Consider the following 19,850-nt stretch of genomic DNA (forward strand, 5'->3'; position numbering starts at 1 on the left):
AGCAGCGCGAGCCGGTGGCAGCGGGCGTGCCCGCGCGGCGATCGGCGCTCAAGCTGGTGATGGCGGTGCTTGGCCGTGGGACGCCGCTGGAGCTGGCGCTCGATGCGGCGCTTACCGAAGTGAAGCTGCCGCAGGACCGCGCACTCGCCCGCCACCTTGCCGCCACGGTGCTGCGCTGGCTGCCCGATATCGACGCGCTGATCGATTCGGCGACGCCGCGCCCGCTGCCCGAGGACGCGCGGGCGCGGATGGCGCTGCGCGTGGCGGTGGCCGGCTGGCTCAAGCTCGGCACGCCGCCACATGCCGTGGTCGCCACGGCGCTGCCGCTGGTGGAAGGCGGCCCGCGCCGGCTGGTGCATGGCGTGCTCGGCACGCTGCTGCGTGGTGACCTGCGGCTGCCCGATTCGCCGCATCTGCCCGATCTGTTCGCCATCCGCTGGGCGATGGACTGGGGTCCGGAGGTCGCCGAAGCCGCCGGCCGCGCACTGGTCGATGAGCCCGCGACCGATCTGACGCTGCGCGATGCGGCCGAGACGGCGAAATGGGTGGAGGCACTGGGTGGCACGAGCCTGGCACCCGGCCATGTCCGCGTGCCGCGCACCAAGGACCTGGGGCAGATCACCGAATGGCCCGGCTTTGCCGAGGGTGCCTGGTGGGTGCAGGACCTCGCCGCCTCGCTGCCGGTGCGGCTGCTGGGCGCGCAGGCTGGCGAGAGCGTGCTCGACATGTGTGCGGCACCGGGGGGCAAGACGCTGCAGCTGGCTGCGCTCGGTGCCGATGTGACGGCGCTCGATGTGTCCGACGCGCGGCTGGAGCGGGTGCGGGAGAATCTCGATCGCACCGGGCTTTCCGCCACGCTTGCCACCGGCGATGCGCTGCGCTGGGAGCCGGGCCGGCAGTTCGACCGCATCCTGCTCGATGCGCCCTGCTCGGCGACGGGCATCTACCGCCGCCACCCCGATGTGCTGCACCTGAAAGGCGCGCGTGATCTGCAGCCGTTGACCTTGCTGCAGGCGGCGCTGCTGCGGCGTGCGGCTGGCTGGCTCAAGCCCGGCGCGACGCTTGTCTATGCCACATGCTCGCTCGATCCGCGCGAGGGCGAGCGGATTGCCGAACGGATCATCGCCACGCTGCCGCGCGTGCCCGTGGAGGCGCGGGAGCTTCCCGCGGGGCTTGTGCCGACCGGTGAAGGCTGGGTGCGGACGCTGCCGGGGCAGCTCGAGGGCGAGGGTGGACTTGACGGGTTCTTCATTGCGCGCTTCCGGAAGATCTGAAGCGGTCGCGCAGGGGGCAGTTGCGGTCGGTGGCGACGCTCAGCCGGCGGTGAAATAGTCCATGATCCAGGCCAGTTCCGCGGCCATTGGTTCGTTGCATTTCCCCAACAGGAGTCGCCATTGGCTGTAGATGACATTTCCGTCTTCAATGATCGTGATTCCGCCGCCACCCTTTCCGCCACGGCTGAAGGCCAGCATGCTGATGGCAAGCCGCGCGTCACGACCGACCGGGACGATGTTTCTTTCGCCGAACATCTGCATGTGGAGATGTGGATAAACCCAGCGCCTCTGAAAGTTTCCATCGAAGTAGAGATCGGCGCTGGGCTGGTTCCAGCCACGCCGCGTAAAGACGCCGTAAATATCGTATTTCCCCATGTATTGGCGTGGGGGTGGTGGTTGAGTGGCCATGGTCGAGCCTCGCGAGCATGCTGACACCTGAGGTCAAATCATCACCCTTTGCGCATTGCTCGTCAAGACGGCGCTTCTTGTGCACGCCAAGAAGTAATCGGGCGCCGTTCCGGGGATTTTCAGGCAATGCCAACTTCGCGCGCGAAGTCGAGCGCCAGCGCAGCATGGGCGGCGGGGTCTTCCTCGTGCGCCAGATGACCAAGGGCGGGGAGGATGAGGGCGCGGCCCCGGGGGAGGCGGGCGGCGACTTTGGTGGAGACGGTGGGCGGGATGGTGGCATCCTTGGCACCGTGGACGAGGAGGATGGGGAGATCGAGGCTCGGCAAAGCGGCCTCGAGGGGGTTCAGGTCCCAGTTCGCCATCAGCGCGAGGGCGCCGCCGACGTGGCTGGAGGCGCCCATCAGCCGCTCGTAAAGGGCGATGCCGCGGGCATCGAGGTGCGAGCCGGTGGAGCGGGCGAGGAAGCCCGGCACTTCGCCGGGGCGGCGGGCGCGCATGGCGAAAAGCTCGGGCACGAAGGGATTGACGAACAACATCCGCGCCATGGCGGGGAAGATCTTGCCCGCCATGCCGGGGAAGGGCAGCAGCGCGCCGCCGAAGCCGATGATGGCGCGGGGGGCCGCGAGCTTGCGCTGCGCCATGGTGAGCGCCAGCGCAGCCCCGGCGCTGTGGCCGATGGTGAGGTCCGGGGCGAGGCCGAGAGCGTCCATGAGGGCGGCGGTGGCGGTCGCGACGGCGGATGGCGTGGGGCGGCTCATGCGGCTGGAGAAGCCATGGCCGGGGAGATCGGGGGCGACGACGGTGAAATGCTCCGAAAGCATCGGCGCCAGGTCGCGCCAGCTGTGGGTGCTCGCGGCGGTGCCGTGGAGGAGGAGGAGCACCGGGCCGCTGCCGCTGACCTGCACATGCCATTTGATGCCGCCCGCCGACACGAAGCGGCTGGCTTGCGCATTGGGCCAGGTCCTGCTGTCGGTGGGCCAGTGCAACGCGCTCATGTTATTGCCTTTTGTGCTACTTCGACGGCGGCGACCACCGCCTTTGCATCGAGCCTCGGCAGCGGCACATGCGGGGCACCCATGGCCGCGGCGAGGGCCGGGCCTTCGGGGCGGGGGCGGGCGGCGCAATCGATGAACACGGCGCGGATGCCGGTGGTGGCGAGCGCCCGCGCCTCGGCGAGGGCGGCTTCCTGCGGGGGTTTGCCGCTGGCATCGGGCACATTGGCGCGGCCATCGGTGAGGATGACGATGAGCGGCGTGCGACCACGGCCGCGCTCGGTCTCGGCGACGCGGCGGGCGAGTGCCAGCCCGGCGGCGATCGGCGTGCCGCCGCCGGCGGCGAGGGCTGCGAGTTCCTTCTTGGCGCGGGCGAGGCTGCGGGTGGGGGGAAGGGCGAGCAATGCTTCGGTGCCGCGGAAGGCGACAAGGGCAACTTCTGCCCTTTTTACATAGGCTTGCGCCAGCAAGAGCTCGATGGCGCCCTTGGTTTCGGCGAGCCTTGTGAAGGCAGCAGAGCCCGAGGCATCGACCGCAAAGATGGTGGTGGAGGCAGCGCGCGCCACGAAACGGCGGATGCGCAGATCGTCGTGGCGGATGGTCAAACGGCCATCGTCGCGCGGAGGGCGGAGCTTCTGGCGGGGGGCTGCGGTCTTGATCGTCTCGATGATTGCCAGCCTGGCACCGCGGCCGGGGGCGCCGGCGCGGACACCGGCGGGGCGGCCGCTGGTGATCGAGCGCAACTTGGCGCCGGCACTGCCGCCGGCGCTGTTTTTGGCGGCCAGGCCCTTGGACAGGCTGTCGAGGACGCCGGGCGGAATGGTGGCGGCGGCGGCTTCGAGCACCAGGTCGGTCAGATCCTCCGGATTGGGCTGCTGCTGTTCATTGTCGGGGGAATCGGGGGGTGTATCGGGGTTGGGCGGGGGCGGTTCGTCGGGGGGCGGAGGGTCGTTTTCGGGCTCCTGGGGGGCATCGCCGGGCGGCAGACGGGTGGCGCGGGGGCCGAGGACGAGGGCGGCGGCGAGTTGCAGATCGGGGGCGGCAGGACCTGAGCGGCCATCCGAGCGGGCATGGGCATGGGCGAGGCGCAGCGCATGGATGGGGGCGCGCACCGATGCGATGCCGAGGGCGACGGCGGCTGCGGCGAGGTTGCCGGCGGGATCGTCGACGCGGGTCATGTCCCCTTCGGGCATGAAGGGATCGAGATCGGGGGTTTCGCCGGCCAGAAGGGCGGCCATCGGCAGGCGGACGCCGGTGAGATCGAGGTGAATCGCCAGCCGCTCGATGAGCGATTGCGGGATGGGGTTTTCAGGCATTTCGCCCGGCTCGGGGGGTGGGGATTCGTCGAGCAGCACCACCACCGGGCCGCGCTCATCGAGGCTGGCGGCAAGGCGGGCGGCAAGGCTGCGTGACAGGCGCTCGGCCATGGGGACGAGGAGAATACCGTCCCCCAGTTCGGCGAGCAGGCCGGGGCGCTGGGCCGGGCGGCCGGCGGCGAGGGTGGCGGCGAGATCGAGGCCGCCATCGAGCGCATCGGCATCGGCGCTGCTCGGAAGGCGGCGGACGGGTTTATGGCGCGCCAGTGCCTCGCACCAGATGTCACGGACCGGGCCGGGGGGGGCCTTCATCCAGATGCCGCCGAGCATGGGCGCATCGGCGATGAGCGGGATGGCGGCGAGGGCCAGCGCCCAGCGGGCGGCGGCGGCAGCGGCGGCATCCGGAGCGGCTTCGGCGGGTGCATCGAGCAAGCCCGCCTTGGCCATGGCGTTCATGCGGCAACCAGCTCTGCCACCGCCCGCTCGATGCGCGCGGTGCTGCCGGTATCGTCGAGGACGTTCTTGCGCATGCGGTGGCGCAGCGCCAGCGTGGCGACGGATGCCAGATGATGCGGCGCCACCAGCTTCTTGCCGGCAAGTGCGGCCGTGGCGCGAGCGGCGCGGAGCAGGGTGAGTTCGCCGCGCAGGCCATCGGCGCCGACGGCCTGGCAGAGCCGGGTTCCCAGTTCCAATATGCTGTCGGGCACCTCGACCTTGGGGAGGCGCTTGCGCGCGGCGGCAATCTGGTCGACGACCTTGTGTTCGGCGTCTTCGAAGCGCGCGCAAAAGGCATCGGGCTCGCGGTCGAAGGCGTCGCAGCGCTTCACGATCTCGATCCGGTCGCCGATATCGGTCGGGGTGCGGACATCGACCGAAAGCCCGAAGCGATCGAGCAGCTGCGGGCGCAGCTCGCCCTCCTCGGGGTTGCCGCTGCCGACGAGGATGAAGCGCGCCGGGTGGCGGATGCTCAGGCCCTCGCGCTCGACGACATTCTGGCCCGACACTGCCACATCGAGCAGCAGATCGACCAGATGATCTTCGAGAAGGTTGATCTCGTCGATATAGAGAAAGCCGCGATTGGCCTTGGCGAGCAGACCGGGCTCGAAGCGCTTCTCGCCCGTCGCCAGCGCCCGCTCCAGATCGAGGCTGCCGACCACCCGGTCTTCCGTCGCACCGAGCGGCAGATCGACAAAGGGCACCGGCACTTGCTGCACCGCCTTGCCGGCACGCTCGCGGCAGCCTTCGATGCACGGCGCACTGTCCACCGGCGCGCAGCTGTAGCGGCAACCGGGCACGATCATCATCGGTGGCAGCAGCGCCGCAAGGGCGCGCACCGCGGTCGATTTGCCGGTGCCGCGATCGCCGAACACCATGACCCCGCCAAGGCGCGGCTCGACCGCCGCCATAAGAAGAGCCTGTTTCATTTCGGTCTGGCCGACGATGGCCGAGAAGGGGAAAGCCTTGCGCATGGGTGAAGGCTCTACGGTGCGCTTCGGGTGCCTGCAAGCGGTGCGGCGCTTTGGGTCTGGGGCCTCCGGCGGCTGGGGCCTTAGGCCCCAGACCCCATGTGTCGGGCTTTCGCTTGCAATGGCTTGGTCGGGTACGGCGAAAGCGGCATTGATGGGGTCTGGGGCCTAAGGCCCCAGCCGCCGGAGGCTCAACCCAAGGCCGCTGTTGCCGCTTCGAACCAGCCGCGCGTCTCTTCCGGGAGGGCATCGCCCAACTCCGCGCGCACGCGGGCGTGGTAGGCGTCGATCCAGGCGATTTCGTGCGCGCTGAGCAGGCTGGGTTCGATCAGGTCGCGGTCGAGGGGCGCGAGGGTGAGTTCGCGGAAGCGGAGCATGGGCTTTTCGGCGCCGGGGACATCGGCTTCCTCGATGAGGACGAGGTTCTCGATGCGGATGCCGTAGGCGCCGGTCTTGTAATAGCCGGGCTCGTTGGAGAGGATCATGCCGGCCACCAGCGGCTCGTCGCTGCCGGCATAGGCAGCGGAGCTGGCGATGCGCTGCGGGCCTTCATGGACGGCGAGATAGCTGCCGACGCCGTGGCCGGTGCCGTGCGCATAATCGAGGCCGGCAGCCCAGAGCGGGGCGCGGGCGAGCGAATCGAGCTGGCCGCCGCGGGTGCCGGCGGGGAAGACGGCGGTGGCGAGCGCGATATGGCCCTTGAGGACGCGGGTGTACCGATCCTGCATTTCCGCACTCGGGGTGCCAATGGCGAGGGTGCGGGTGACATCGGTGGTGCCGTCGCGATATTGGCCGCCCGAATCGACGAGGTAGAGGCTGCCGTCCTCGAGCGGGCGGTTGGTCGCGGGGCTCGAGCGGTAGTGGACGATGGCGCCGTTGGGGCCGCTGCCCGAGATGGTGTCGAAGCTCAGGTCTTCGAGCATGTTGGTCTCGCGGCGGAAGGACAGCAGCTGGTCCGAGGCGGAAAGCTCGTCCTCGGCGCCCGGCGGCTGCGCCTTGACCCAGTGGAGGAAGCGGGTGAGCGCCGCGCCATCGCGGCGGTGGGCGGCTTGTGTGCCGGCGATCTCGACCGGGTTCTTGATGGCCTTGGGGAGCACGCAAGGGTCGCGGCCTTCGATGATTTTCGCCCCGCCGGCTTCGAGCGCGTTGAAGATGCCGGCAACGCCCGAGGCGGGATCGACCTGCACGCGCTTTCCAGTGAGCGTGGCGAGATGGGCGGCGAAGGCGCTGCGATCATGGGTGCGGACGCCCTGCCCCAGATGGTCGCGCACGGCGGGGGTGATCTTTTCGGGCGCGGTGAACAGATCGACGCTGGCATCGGCGTGGAGGAGCGCGAAGGCGAGGGCGACGGGGGTGTGATCGACGTCGCGGCCGCGGATGTTGAGCGCCCAGGCTATCGAATCGAGGGCCGAGATGACCGCGCAGTCGATCTTGCGGTCACGCAGGGTGGCGGCGAGGGCGGCGCGCTTGTCGGCGCTGCTGCGGCCGGCAAACTGGTCGGCATGGACTTCGACCGGGGCGAGCGAGGGGGCGGGTTGGTCTTGCCAGATGGCATCGATGGGGTTGGTTTCGGTGGCGACAAGCTCGGCGCCGCGCGCGGCGAGGGCGGCGGCGGTGGTGCGCGCCCAGCTGCGCGTGTGGAGCCATTGATCGTGACCGATCCTTGCGCCGGCGGGGGCATGGGCGGCGAGCCAATCGGTGGCGCTGGTGGCGGGGATATCCTGATATTCGAAGAGATCGCCATCGACCTGGGCGCGGACCTGGATCGTGTAGCGGCCATCGGTGAAGATGGCGGCGCGGTCTGCCAGCACGGCGGCATGGCCGGCGGAGCCATGGAAGCCGGTGAGCCAGGCGAGGCGCTGGGCATAGCTGCCGACATACTCGCTCATGTGCTCATCGGTGAGCGGCACCACGAAGCCGTCCAGCCCGCGCGCTGCAAGTTCGGTGCGGAGGGCGGCGAGGCGGGCGGCGTGAGCGGTCAGGGGTGCTCTCAGGGGTGCTGTCGGGGGGGCGGTCATCGGGATTCCTGCTTTGGCTATCGTGTGGGGGCAGCATAGGGATAGATGCGGGGCGATACCAGTTGACGGGCGTGAGCCCGAAAGGACGCGGATGACTGACTTGACCCTTCCCCCCCTGGCGCCGCAGCGCTCGAATGTGCGCGAATATCATGGCGAAACGCTTGAAGATCCGTGGTTCTGGCTGAAGGATCCGGGTTATCCGAACGTGACCGATCCGGACGTGCTCGGCTATCTGGAGGCGGAGAATCGCTGGTTCGAGGCGGGCATGGCGCCGCTGCGGCCGCTGGTGGACACGCTCTTCGAGGAGCTGAAGGGGCGGGTGACGCCCGACGAGAGCAGCGTGCCGGTGCGCAAGGGCGGCCATGAATATTGGTGGGCGTTCGAGCCGGGCGCGCAGTATCGGCAATGGTGGCGGCGGCCAGCTGCCGAGAATGGGGGCGGCGGGCCTGATGAATTGATCCTGTCGGAGCCGGCACTGGCTGAGGGCAAGGATTACTTCCGGCTGGCGGGAATCAGCGCCAGCCCCGATGGGCGGCTGCTGGCCTATGCCTTTGATGACAATGGCTCGGAGCGGTTCACGCTCAAGGTGCGCGATCTGGCGAGCGGGGCGGATGTGGCGACGGTGGCGACCACGAGCATCGGTGTGCCGGTGTGGACGGCGGATTCGACCGCACTGGCCTGGACCGAGGTGAACGAGAATTGGCGGAGCTTCCGGGTGGCGCTGCACCGGTTGGGGGGCGGAGACGACATCACGCTTTACGAGGAGTCGGACCCCGGCTTTTCGGTGGGGGTCGACAAGTCACAGGATGGCAAGTGGCTGATCATTGCGGCGGGGGACAAGGTGACGAGCGAGGTGCGGCTGTTGCCGGCGGGCGATCCGCTGGCGCCGCCGCGGCTGGTGCGGGCGCGGCAGGTGGGGCTCGAATATGATGTCGATGTGCGCGGGGACACGCTGTTCGTGCGCGCCAATGACACGCATCCGAACTTTCGGGTCGCCACGGCCTCGGTGGCTGGTCCGCCAGAAGCGTTAGGCGAGTGGACGACGCTGATCGAAGGCAGCGACACGGATTACATCCAGGGGATCAGCGCCTTCACTTCCTTTCTGGCGGTGAGTGGCCGCGAGGCGGGGCTCGACCAGGTCTGGCTGCATTTCGGGGATGGGCGGACCCAGCGGATCGCGTTTCCCGAAGCCAGCTATTCGGCGCGGATCGGGGACAATCGCGAGCCCGATGCGCCGCTGCTGCGGCTGGGATACAGCTCGATGGTGACGCCTTCGAGCGTGTTCGACTATGAGGTGGCGACGGCCATGCTGCACATCCGCAAGGTGCAGCAGGTGGCCTCGGGCTATGACGCCAATCTTTATGCGACCGAGCGGCTGATGATTGCGGCGCGCGACGGGGTGCTGGTGCCGGTGTCGCTGGTCTATCGCAAGGACTGGGACCGGCAGCGACTGCACCTCTATGGCTATGGCGCCTATGGCATCGCGATCCCGCCGGGGTTTTCCGCCAGCCGGCTCAGCCTGCTCGACCGCGGGCTGGGCTATGCGATTGCGCATGTGCGCGGCGGCGATGACCTGGGGCACCAATGGTATCTCGACGGCAAGCTGGAGAAGCGCGCCAATGCCTTCACCGACTTCATCGATGTGGCGCGCGGGCTGGTGGCATTGGGGTATGCCGCACCGGGTCAGATTTCGGCGAGTGGGGGCTCGGCCGGCGGCGAGCTGATGGGGGTGGTGATCAACGATGCGCCCGAGCTCTGGGCGGCGGTGGTGGCGGATGTGCCCTTTGTCGATGTGCTCAACACCATGCTCGATGACAGCCTGCCGCTGACGCCCGGCGAATGGCCCGAATGGGGCAACCCGATCATCGACAAGGCGGCGTATGACCTGATCCGCAGCTATTCGCCCTATGACCAGGTGAAGCGCCAAGACTATCCGCCGCTGCTGGTGACCGCGGGGCTCAACGATCCGCGCGTGACCTATTGGGAGCCGGCGAAATGGGTGGCGAAGCTGCGCACCCGCAAGACCGATGCCAACCCGCTGTATCTGAAGACCAACATGGGCGCGGGGCACGGCGGAAAGTCCGGGCGGTTTGCAGCACTTGAGGAGACGGCGGAGGAGTTCGCCTTCATCTTGAAGGCGTTCGGGCTCGCCTGATGCCGGCGCCGGGGCGTCGGCATCAGGGCGGCGGCATCAGGGCGTCTCGGGCTCCTGGTGCGACCATAGGGTGTGGCTGTCGATGCGCAGCCGGGTGATGGCTTCGAGGGCGGCGGTCCGGGCCTTGACCTCGTCGACCGCGGCATCGCGCGCCAGCCGTTCGGCGACCAGCCGGTCTGCAAGGTCGATGCCGCCGAGTGCATGGCCCTTGCGCTGGCGGGTTGCCGCTGCTGCTGCGCCGTCGGCGGCGGCGGCGGCCTGTTCCCACGCCTTGAGATAGCCCGAGGCAAAGGCGGCATCCTCGGCGGCCACGGCATCGACGACGGTGCGCATCGCTGCCAGTTCGGCACCCGCCGATTGCGCCATCGCTGCCGCCTGGTCGGCGGCTGCCGAGCGCGCGCGGCCGCCGAGCGGCATCGACAGGATGAGCCCGAGGCCACGCTCGTTGCCGCCCTGTTCGGAGAATCCGCGCAGGCCGATGCTGGGGTCGGCGATGCGATCGCGGGCGGCGCGCGCCTTCAAGGCCTCGGCATGGGCTGCGTCGGCGGCCGAGGCGCCGATCTCGTGGCTGCGCTCGACGACAAGTGCCTGCAGCCGGGCGATGCCTTCGGCGGGGATTGCGGGCTCCGGCAGGGGCGGTGCCGATACCGGCAAGGGCAGCTCGGGAAAGTTTGCCGCCAGGGCGGCGCGGCCGGCGGCGGCGCGGGCGGTGGCTGCCAGCGCCGACGCCCGGGCAGCGGCCTCGGCGGCGTTGGCCTGGTCGAGCTCGAGGGCGCTGGCATCGCGCAGCGCCAGCCGCCGCCGCGTGGCGGTGACGGCGGTGGCGAGGATATCGGCGGCTTCGGCCAGTGTGCGCGCTTCGGCGGCAGCACCAGTCCAGCTCCACCACAGCCGCGCCAGCAGCAGGGCGGTCTGGTGGCGGGCATCGTCGGCGCGGTTGTCGGCGGCGGAGACTGCGGCGTCGCCGGCCTTGCGATCGAGCGCGGCCTTGCCGGGGAGCCGGAACGGGCGGGTGAACTGCAGGTCGTATTCCGCGACCATTCCGGTGCCGCGGACATCGCGGCGCTGGACGATGCCTTGTGCGACGATCTCCTGGCTGCCGACCGCCAGCCCGCGCGCGGCCGCGCGTGCGGCGCCGATCCGTGCGCGTGCGGCGATGACGCCGGGATGGTTTTCCAGCGCCTCGACCACCGCCGCTTCGGGGGCAGGCCGGGCTCGGCGGAGGCCGGCGAGGTGGCGAGGATGATGAGGGCCAGCCAGTGCTTCATGCCGCACGTCCTTCACCGAAACGCGCGTAGAGCAGCGGCAGCAGCACCAGCGTCAACAGCGTTGCGCTGACGAGGCCGCCGATGACGACGATGGCGAGCGGCCGCTGGATCTCGGAGCCGGGGCCGGTGGCGAACAGCAGCGGCACCAGACCGAAGGCGGCGATGCTCGCGGTCATCAGCACCGGGCGCAGCCGGCGGCGGGCGCCCTGATCGACCGCCTGATCGAGCGGCAGGCCCGCACCGCGAAGCTGGCGGATGTGGCTGACCATCACCAGCCCGTTGAGCACCGCGATGCCGAGCAGGGCGATGAAGCCGACCGAGGCGGGCACCGACAGATATTCGCCGCTCGCCCATAGCGCCAGGATGCCGCCGACGAGCGCGAAAGGGATCATCAGCAGGATCAGCACGGCCGGGCGGAGCGCGCCGAAGGTGAGCACGAGCAGTGCGAAGATGAGCGCCAGCGCCACCGGCAGGACGAGCGACAGGCGCTCGGCGGCACGCTGCTGGTTTTCGAACTGGCCGCCCCAGACGATCCGGTAGCCGGGGGGCATCGGAACTTCGGCGGCGATGCGGGCCTGCGCCTCGTCGACATAGCCGACAATGTCGCGGCCCGAGACGAAGGCCTGGACGAGGGCGAAGCGCGAGCCGTTCTCGTGCTCGAGCTTCACCGGGCCCTCGACGCGCGCCACCGTGGCGACATCGCCGGCGCGCACGAGCTGGCCATCGGCCCCGACGAGCGGGGTGTCGGCGAGTGCCGCTGCTCCTTCGGCCAGCGCACTGCCGCCGGTGTTGATCATCACCGGCACCCGGCGCAGGCCCTGGGTGACGGTGCCGGCGGGGAGGCCTTCGAGCTGGGCGCGCAGCGTGTCCTGCACCGCCGTCACCGTCAGCCCGGCGCGGCCGGCGGCCTCGCGATCGACTGTCAGTTGCAGATAATCGACGCTGTCGTCGGCCACGGTGATCACTTCGGTGGCGCCTGCCGTGGTGCGCAGCCGGGCCGCCACTTGCGAGGCCAGCCGTGACAGTTCGCCAAGGTCCGGACCGAAGATCTTGACGGCGAGATCTCCGCGGGCGCCGGTGAGCATCTCCGACACGCGCATCTCGATCGGCTGGGTGAAGCTCGGCTCGATGCCGGGATGCCGGGCAAGGGCGGTGCGCAGCTTTTCGGTCAGCGCTGCCTTGTCGGCGACCTGCCATTCGGCGCGCGGCTTCAATGTGAAGAACACATCGGTCTCGTTGAGGCTCATCGGATCGAGCCCCAGTTCGTCGGTGCCGAGCCGTGCAATGGCGCCGCTCACCTCGGGCACCGCTGCCAGCACGGTTTTCTGGACGGCAGTGTCGCTGGCGATGCCGTGATCGAGGCCGATCGACGGGTGCTTGGCGAGCTGCACCAGCACCGTGCCTTCATCGAGCGTGGGCAGGAAGATCTTGCCGACCTGGGTATAGGCAAAGCCGGCAACGAGCAGGGCGGCGGCGGCGATGCCGGCGACGACCGCAAGGCGGCTGCGTGCCCAGCCGAGCAGCCGGGCATAGCCGGGGTTGAGCTTGCGCATCAGCCAGGGTTCGCCATGGTCGCCGTCCTTCAGCGCCAGTTCGGCGAGGACCGGGATGAGGGTGAGCGCCAGCAGCAGCGACGCTGCCAGCGCCAGAACGATCGTCACCGCCACCGGGGCGAAGAGCTTGCCTTCGAGCCCCTGCAGCGCCAGCAGCGGCAGGAAGACGAGGATGATGATGAGGATGCCCGAGGCCACCGGCTGGATGACATCGCCGGTCGCCTCGGCCACGCGCTGTCGCCGCGGCGTGTCTGCCGGTGCTGCCAGCCGCTCGACGATGTTCTCGACAACGACAACGGCACCGTCGACGAGCAGGCCGATGGCGATGGCGAGGCCGCCGAGGCTCATCAGATTGGCGCTGAGCCCGAACATCCGCATCAGGATGAAGGTGATGAGCGCCGCCATCGGCAGCGCTGACGTGACGACCAGTGCCGCGCGCCAGTCTCCCAGGAACAGCAGCAGCAGGATGACGACCAGCACGGCCGCCTCCAGCAGGGCCTTTTCGACGGTCGAGACGGCATGGTCGATGAGTTCCGAGCGGTCGTAAAAGACGCCGATCTTCATGCCGGCGGGCAGGGTCGGTGCCAGTTCGGCCAGCCGCGCCTTGACGCCGGTCACCACTTCATCGGCATTGCTGCCGCGCAAGCCGATGACAACCGCCTGCACGGTCTCGCCGCGCCCGTTGGCGGTGACCGCGCCGTAGCGCGCGAGGCTGCCGGTGCGCAGTGCTGCAACGTCGCGCACCCGCACCGGGCCGGCGGGCGTGACGCGAATCACCGTGGCGCCAAGATCATCGAGCGTCTGCACGGCACCGACGGCGCGGACGATCAGCGTTGATTCGCCGGCCGCCGCACGGCCGGGACCGTCGTTGCGATTGCCGGCCTCCAGCGCCGTGCGCAGCATCTCAAGGTCGATGCCCGCTGCCGTCAGCGCTGCCATGTCGGGCGCCACCTCGAAGGTTTCGACCCGCCCGCCCAACACATTGACATCGGCGACGCCCGTCACCGTCCGCAGCGCCGGGCGAACCAGATAATCGAGCACCCGCCGCCGCTCGGCGAGGCTCTGCGGGCCATCGAGGGTGAACATGAACATGTCGCTCAGCGGCGTGGAAATCGGCGCAAGGCCACCACTGACGCCAGGTGGCAGTTCGCCGATCACGGCGGCGAAGCGTTCCGCGACCTGTGCCCGCGCCCAGTAGATGTCGGCGCTGTCGGAGAAGCTGATGGTGATGTCGGCCAGCGCGTACTTCGCCACCGACCGCATCACCTGCTGGTCCGGCATGCCCAGCAACTGCTGCTCGATGGGGGTGATGACGCGGGCCTCGACTTCCTCGGGTGTCATGCCCGGCGCCTTGAGGATGAGCTTGACCTGGGTGGGAGCGATTTCGGGGAAGGCGTCGATCGGCAGCGTCAGGAACGACCAGACGCCGGCGACGAGCACGACGAGCGCCAGCGCCGCTGTCAGCCAGCGCCGGGCGAGCGCGGTATCGACCAGTTTCTGCAACATCAGCGTGCCGATGCCGCGCGCAGCTCGGGCAAGTCGGTTGTCGCCACCTGCTCCCCGGCTTTCAGCCCGGCCAGGATCACGGCCATCGTGCCGCCTCCCTGCGCACGCTGCACCTGCCGGATGGCAAAGCCGGCAGCGGTCTTCACGAAGACCTGGTCAGCGCCATCCTGATGCACCACTGCTGACACCGGCACGGTGACCGCGCCCTCCGGTGCCATTGCCACCAGCGAGACCGGCAGCAGCCGGCCGCCGACGAGCGCCGGGCCGCCGTCATCGAGCTGTGCTCGCGCCGCAAAGGACCGCGTTGCCGGGTCGATGCCGCTGGCAACCGTTTCGAGCCGGCCGCGGCGGCCGTCGCCGGTGATCACTGCCATCCCCGGCTTCGCCAGCCCGGCGAGGCGCTCGGGCAATTGCAGGGCGAGCCAGCGGCTGCCATCGGCCTCGATGACAAAGGGTGCGGTCATGCCATCGACGGGTGCACCGGCCTCGATCGTCATCCGTGCCACCCGGCCGGTGATCGGCGCCACCAGCCGCACCGTGCCATCGCGATCGGCGCCGGCGCGCGCCAGCAGCCGCTGCGCCTCGCGGGCATTGATCGCCGCCTCCCTGTCGGCCGCAACCGCACTGTCGGCGCGCGCGCCGGCCACAACGCCTTCGCGCGCCAGCGTTGTCATCCGGGCAGCCTCGGCGCCGGTCATGGCCCGCCGCGCCTCGGCACGCGCCAGATCCGAGGACACCATCAAGGCTTCGCGGCTGACCAGCGTTGCCAGCAACTGCCCGCGCTGCACCGCCTGGCCGGGCTGCACCATCACATCGCGGACCATGCCGGCGAAGGGGGCGGCCACTGCGACGCTGGAGCCGGGCGGCTGGACAACGGACGCGGGCAATTCGGCCAGCACCATTTCGGCGGCGGGCCGCGCCGTGGCGGTTTGCGGGCTGATCGGCTGGACCGCGGGCGGCGGCGGCGGCGTGTCGCTCCCGCAGCCGGCAAGAGCGGAGGCGAGCAGGATCAGGGCAACATGGCGTTTCATGCCGTCTTCCCTGCCAACCAGAGCTTGCACCAACCTGTCATTCTGTCAGCTTGCTGCAAGATTGCGGCGGCATATCCGACGCGGTGGAGCCGGTGATGCGCCTTTTGCTCGTGGAAGATGACGCTGACCTCGCCGCGCGGCTGTCCCGCCGGCTGACAAGTGCCGGCTATGCCGTCGATATCGCGAGCGATGGCCCGATGGCGCTCGACTGGCCCGACCTCGGCGAGCATTCGGTGATCATTCTCGACCTCGGCCTGCCCGGCATCGATGGCCTTTCGGTGCTGCGCCAATGGCGGGCCCGCGGCGTGCGCACGCCGATCATCGTGCTGACCGCACGCGGCAGCTGGCAGGAGAAGGTGGAAGGGCTGAACGCCGGCGCCGATGATTTTGTCGTGAAGCCGGTGCATTCGGAAGAGTTGATCGCCCGCATCCACGCCCAGATCCGCCGCGTGCAGGACAGGGGCGCCCCCACCCTCATGGTCAATGACCTGACGCTCGATCCGGTAGCCCATACCGCAAGCCGCGCCGGCGCGGCGCTCGACCTGTCGCGGCAGGAATTCCGGCTGCTCGAGACCTTCATGCGCCGGCCGGGCAGCATCCTGTCGCAGGGGGATTTGCTCGAACGCCTGTATCCGCTCGGCGCCGAACGCGACTGGAACGCGCTGGAAGTGCAGGTCAGCCGCCTGCGGCGCAAACTGGGTGGCCCGGCGATCACCACGGTGCGCGGGCTCGGCTATCGGCTCGACCGGTGAGCGGGATGCAGGCCATCGCCAGACTCGGGCTGCGGGCGCGGTTCACGCTGGCGATACTGGCCTTTGTCGCGCTGGGTCTGCTCGCGGTGGGGCTTTCGGCGAGCGCCTTGTTTCGCAGCCATGTCGAGAAGGTGTTCCATGCCGAGCTCGAGGAGCATCTTGTCGAGCTGATCGGCCTTGCCGAAGTCGATGAGCCGCTGCGGGGCCCGCTCGGGCTGGCGCGGCCGCTTTCGGACCCGCGCTTCGGCGCCGACAGATCCGGCTATTATTGGCAGATCAGCCGCGATGCAGGCCCGCCGCTGCGCTCGCCGTCGCTTGCCGGGGCGACGCTCGACGACCGGCTGGCCCACAGCGCCGGGATCACCCATGTTCGCGCACCCGGCCCGGCGGGCCCGGCGATGGTCTATGGCACCACGCGCCGGGCCGATGCCGGCGATACCATCCATTATCTGGTGGCCACCGACACCCGCCATCTCGAGGAGCTGGTGGCCGACTTCCGGCGCGACCTTTTCGTCTGGCTGGCGGCGCTGGCGGTGGCGCTGCTGGGCGGTGCTGCGCTGGCGCTGCGGTTCGCGACCCGGCCGCTCGACCGGCTTGGTGCGGCGATCGCGGCGGTGAGGGCCGGAACCCTGCGCCGCATGGGGGACCAATGGCCGATCGAGATTGCGCCGCTGGCAACCGACCTCGACCGGCTGCTGGACAGCCGCGAAGCGATGGTGACGGCGGCGCGGATCGAAGCAGGCAACCTTGCCCATGGCCTGCGCACCTCGCTCGCGGTGCTGACCGACGAGGCGGAAAGCCTGTCCGACCAGCCGGCGGGCGCCACGCTATTTGCCGAATGCCGCCGCATCGCCCGTCAGCTGGACTGGCACCTGGCGCGGGCACGCGCCGCCGCCGGCCAGGGGCCGGTGCGGCACACCCGGCTTCCCGATGCACTGGTGCCGTTGCTGAGCGCGATGACACGCCTGCACCAGGACCGGGGCATCGTCTTTGCCGCGAACGGCCCGCCGGTCGGACTCGTCATCGAGCCCGAGGCCTTTGCCGAGATCCTGTCCAACCTGCTCGACAATGCCGGCAAATGGGCGGGCGGCGACGTCGATGTGCAATGGGCTTCGGACGGCGGCACGGTCACCCTGCTGGTGACCGACGACGGCCCCGGCATTCCCGCCGACGCGCTCGAGCGGCTGTTCGTGCCGGGGGTGCGCCTCGATGAGCAGGTCCCCGGCCATGGCCTCGGGCTGGCGATCGCCCGCGACCTGGCGGAAAGCGCCAACGGCCGGCTGCGCCTCGGCCGGCGCGGCGATGGCCGGCCCGGCACGACGGCCGAGCTTGCCCTGCCTGCCGGTCAGGACACCGCCATGGGCGGGAGCGGCACGCGCGGAGCGGGCTGATGCTCAGCCGGCGGCGAGGGCGGCGCGGATTTGCGCTGCGCCCAGCGGCATCGATCGCAGCCGCTGCCCGGTCGCGCGGGCGACTGCATTGGCGAACGCCGCGGCCGCCGGGCCCTGTGCGGCCTCTCCGGCGCCGAGAAAAGGCAGGCCGGGGCGATCGACGACGTGCACGGCCACGCGGAGCGGCACCGCCTCGAAGCGCATGACCGGATAGCTGCTCCAGTCCAGCGCGGTGCGGCGGCCGGCGTCGAAGCGGACCTCCTCGAGCGCGGTCCAGCTGAGGGACTGGATGATGCCGCCTTCGATCTGGTTGCGCAGCCCGTCGGGGCTGACGGTCTCTCCGGCATCCACCACGGCTTCGGTACGCAGAACGGTGGTGGCGCCGGTCTCGGGATCGACGCGCAGGTCGATTGCCACCGCGCAATAGGCTCCGCTGTTCTTGTAGCGCGCAAAGGCGATGCCGCTTCCGCGCCAGCGCTCGGCTTGTGGTCGGGCCCAACCGAAGCGGTCGGCGAGTGTCCGCATCACTTCGATTGCGCGCGGATCGGACAGGTGGCGCAGGCGGAATGCCACCGGGTCGCTGCCGGCGGCGGCCGCCAGCTCATCGATCATGCTTTCGATGGCGAAGATGTTCATGTGTGCGCCCAGGGCGCGCAAGGCCGATACGCGCACCGGCATCTCCGGCACGAAGACGTTGGTGATCGTGGCGCGCGGCAGCGTGTAGAGCGGGATGGCGTTGCGATCGCCGCCGCCGTTGGGCTGCGGAATGGCGCGGGGTGGCGATGGCGCGAAGCTCTTGCCGACTTCCAGCCCGGCAAGCAGGTCCCCTGCCCGTGACGGGCGGGTGCTGTGGGTGTTGCTCCAGACCGCATGGGTCCATTCGGTGATGTGCCCGCGCGAATCAAGGCCTGCCGAAAGTTCGGTTACCATTGCCGGGCCGAGCGGCTCCCAGCCATGTTCCTGCTCGCGGGTCCACATGAGCTTCACCGGGCGGCCGGGGACGGCGCGGGCGGCAAGGGCCGCGTCGGCGGCGGCGTCATCGGCGCCGTTGTGGCCGTAGCAGCCGGCGCCTTCGCGGTGGATGCAGCGGACGCGATCGGGGGTCAGGTCGAGCAGTTCCGCTATCGCCGTGCGCAGCGGATAGACGCCCTGGCTGTGTGTCCAGACGGTCATGATGCCATCGTGCCAGAGGGCCACCGCGCAGGATGGCCCGATCGCGCCGTGCATCAGAAAGGGGCGATCGTAGCGCGCGGCGATGCGCCGGACGGCGGCGGGCGCTGCGGTGCCGCGCTCGAGGATGACCTTGCGCCGGTTGGGGAGGGTGCGGATGGCGTCGCGCAGGTCGCCTGCGGGCAGCGGCGGCTTGTGCCGCGTCCAGGGCATTTCCCCGACAGCAAGCATGGCCTGCACCAGCGGCCATTCGCGCGGGCCGAGAATCGCGACGAAATCGCCGACGCGCACGAGCTGCTGAACGCCGGGCAGCTTTGCGATGGCGCCCAGATCGGGTGCTGTCAGCCGCGTGCCCTCGGCCGGTCCGCGGATGACACGCGCGTGGAGCATTCCCGGCAGCTGCATGTCGTGGACAAAGGCGGGGGCCCCGGCCAGCTTGGGCGGGATGTCGCGGCGGGGGCGGTCCTGGCCGATGTGCTTGTGCGCGCTGGCGGGCTTGCGCGGTAGCTGGGGCCGCGCCTCGACGTGCAGCGACACCGACGCCGCCAGCTCGCCATAGGTCGCCCGCCGGCCATCGGGTGCCTGGACGATGCCGTTGGCGATCGTCAGCGTGTCGACCGCGACGCCGAAGCGCTCCGCCGCCTGTTCGGCGAGCAGGTGGCGGACATTGGCGGCGGCATGGGCGACCGCAGTGCCGCTGTTCTGAAGGGACTGGCTGCCCGAGGTGATGCCTTCGTTCGGCGTGCGCGCGGTGTCGGCGGTGACCAGTGACACCCGGTCGAGCGGCAGATCGAGCTCGTCGGCGGCGATCTGCAGCAGCGCGGTGCCAATGCCCTGGCCGAGTTCGGCCTTGCCGGTGAAGACGGTGGCGGCACCGTCGGGAGCGATGCGGATCCAGGCATCGAGATGCGGGAATTCGGCGAGGCTGCCGGGCAGGCCAGGGGCGACCTCGGGCGGCGCGCCCCGGCCCTCGCCGCCACCGGTGGTGCCAGCTTCCTGGCCGACGCCGGTGCCCGACAGTGCGAACAGCACCACCAGCCCGCTGCCGCGCAGCAGGTTGCGGCGGGCGATGCCGCTCATGACACCGGCTCGGCCGGATCGACGATACCGCCGCCCATCGCGACGGCGGCGCGCCGGACCGCGCGCAGGATGCGCATGTGCGTGCCGCAGCGGCAGAGCGACGGCTGCAGTGCGCTGCGCATCATGGCCTCGGTGGGGCGGGGATCGGCGCGCAGCAAGGCTTCGGCGCGCGCGATCATGCCGGGGATGCAATAGCCGCATTGGGCGGCCTGCTCCTGGATGAACGCCTGTTGCACGACGCCGGGTGCCTCGGCGGTGCCAAGTCCTTCGACAGTGGTGACCTTGCGGCCATCGAGGGTTGCGAGCGGGGTGACGCACGATGGCACCGCCTCGCCGTCCACCAGCACCGAACATGACCCGCACTGGCCGAGGCCACTGAACTGCCCCGGGTTTACCGGAGGGTGGGCGGTTCAAATGTCAGGCGGCGATATCGAGTTTCTTGAGGTTTGCATAGAAGGCCAGTTCGGCCT

The 19,850-nt window shown here is 70.1% G+C and carries 14 protein-coding genes; 4 read left to right on the forward strand and 10 right to left on the reverse strand.

Annotated features, from left to right (window positions below; translation table 11 throughout):
- Positions 1-26 precede the first annotated feature (26 nt).
- Complete coding sequence (locus FHS79_RS06875; RefSeq protein WP_274603686.1) at positions 27-1,274, forward strand: RsmB/NOP family class I SAM-dependent RNA methyltransferase; 1,248 nt, start codon at positions 27-29, stop codon at positions 1,272-1,274.
- Positions 1,275-1,313: 39 nt separating this feature from the next.
- Here FHS79_RS06875 and FHS79_RS06880 read toward each other — a convergent pair whose 3' ends face one another.
- From FHS79_RS06880 to FHS79_RS06900, 5 genes are all read right to left on the reverse strand, one after another.
- Complete coding sequence (locus FHS79_RS06880; RefSeq protein WP_184197353.1) at positions 1,314-1,649, reverse strand: hypothetical protein; 336 nt, start codon at positions 1,647-1,649, stop codon at positions 1,314-1,316.
- A 152-nt stretch (positions 1,650-1,801) separates the two neighbouring features.
- A complete protein-coding gene (gene bchO / locus FHS79_RS06885) occupies positions 1,802-2,677 on the reverse strand; it encodes an alpha/beta fold hydrolase BchO (protein WP_184197357.1) in 876 nt (291 codons plus the stop codon).
- Positions 2,674-4,437, reverse strand: a complete 1,764-nt coding sequence (locus FHS79_RS06890; protein WP_184197449.1) for a VWA domain-containing protein — start codon at positions 4,435-4,437, stop codon at positions 2,674-2,676. The genes bchO and FHS79_RS06890 overlap by 4 nt, the downstream gene beginning before the upstream one ends.
- 5 nt (positions 4,438-4,442) lie before the next feature.
- Complete coding sequence (gene bchI, locus FHS79_RS06895; protein ID WP_184197360.1) at positions 4,443-5,459, reverse strand: magnesium chelatase ATPase subunit I; 1,017 nt, start codon at positions 5,457-5,459, stop codon at positions 4,443-4,445.
- A gap of 188 nt (positions 5,460-5,647) precedes the next feature.
- A complete protein-coding gene (locus FHS79_RS06900; protein WP_184197452.1) occupies positions 5,648-7,438 on the reverse strand; it encodes an aminopeptidase P family protein in 1,791 nt (596 codons plus the stop codon).
- A 127-nt stretch (positions 7,439-7,565) separates the two neighbouring features.
- Between FHS79_RS06900 and FHS79_RS06905 the strand changes: the two genes are divergently transcribed.
- Positions 7,566-9,629 carry a S9 family peptidase gene (locus tag FHS79_RS06905; protein WP_184197363.1) on the forward strand — a complete coding sequence of 688 codons (2,064 nt, stop codon included), beginning with the start codon at positions 7,566-7,568 and terminating at the stop codon, positions 9,627-9,629.
- Between the two features lie 36 nt (positions 9,630-9,665).
- Here the strand turns inward: FHS79_RS06905 and FHS79_RS06910 are convergent, their stop codons facing one another.
- From FHS79_RS06910 to FHS79_RS06920, 3 genes are read right to left on the reverse strand one after another with little or no spacing between them, the layout of a single operon-like run.
- The gene (locus tag FHS79_RS06910) at positions 9,666-10,913 is read right to left on the reverse strand and encodes a TolC family protein (RefSeq protein WP_184197366.1); all 1,248 of its coding nucleotides are present in this window, start codon (positions 10,911-10,913) and stop codon (positions 9,666-9,668) included.
- Positions 10,894-13,956: an efflux RND transporter permease subunit gene (locus FHS79_RS06915; RefSeq protein ID WP_184197369.1), complete on the reverse strand. Its 3,063-nt coding sequence runs from the start codon at positions 13,954-13,956 to the stop codon at positions 10,894-10,896. Before FHS79_RS06915 ends, FHS79_RS06910 begins: the two co-directional genes overlap by 20 nt.
- Entirely contained in the window at positions 13,956-14,987 is a 1,032-nt protein-coding gene (locus FHS79_RS06920) for an efflux RND transporter periplasmic adaptor subunit (RefSeq protein WP_184197372.1), read from the reverse strand. The genes FHS79_RS06915 and FHS79_RS06920 overlap by 1 nt, the downstream gene beginning before the upstream one ends.
- A gap of 95 nt (positions 14,988-15,082) precedes the next feature.
- On the opposite strand from FHS79_RS06920, the gene FHS79_RS06925 reads away from it, so the two are divergent.
- On the forward strand, positions 15,083-15,739 hold the full coding sequence (locus FHS79_RS06925) for a response regulator transcription factor (RefSeq protein WP_184197374.1): 657 nt from the start codon (positions 15,083-15,085) through the stop codon (positions 15,737-15,739).
- 5 nt (positions 15,740-15,744) lie between these two features.
- Entirely contained in the window at positions 15,745-17,130 is a 1,386-nt protein-coding gene (locus FHS79_RS06930; RefSeq protein ID WP_243452732.1) for a sensor histidine kinase, read from the forward strand.
- 3 nt (positions 17,131-17,133) lie between these two features.
- Here FHS79_RS06930 and FHS79_RS06935 read toward each other — a convergent pair whose 3' ends face one another.
- Complete coding sequence (locus FHS79_RS06935) at positions 17,134-19,380, reverse strand: molybdopterin cofactor-binding domain-containing protein (RefSeq protein WP_184197380.1); 2,247 nt, start codon at positions 19,378-19,380, stop codon at positions 17,134-17,136.
- Complete coding sequence (locus FHS79_RS06940) at positions 19,377-19,721, reverse strand: (2Fe-2S)-binding protein (RefSeq protein WP_341534425.1); 345 nt, start codon at positions 19,719-19,721, stop codon at positions 19,377-19,379. Before FHS79_RS06940 ends, FHS79_RS06935 begins: the two co-directional genes overlap by 4 nt.
- Positions 19,722-19,850 lie beyond the last annotated feature (129 nt).

Source organism: Polymorphobacter multimanifer, from assembly GCF_014205635.1.
Taxonomy (GTDB): Bacteria; Pseudomonadota; Alphaproteobacteria; order Sphingomonadales; family Sphingomonadaceae; genus Sandarakinorhabdus; species Sandarakinorhabdus multimanifer.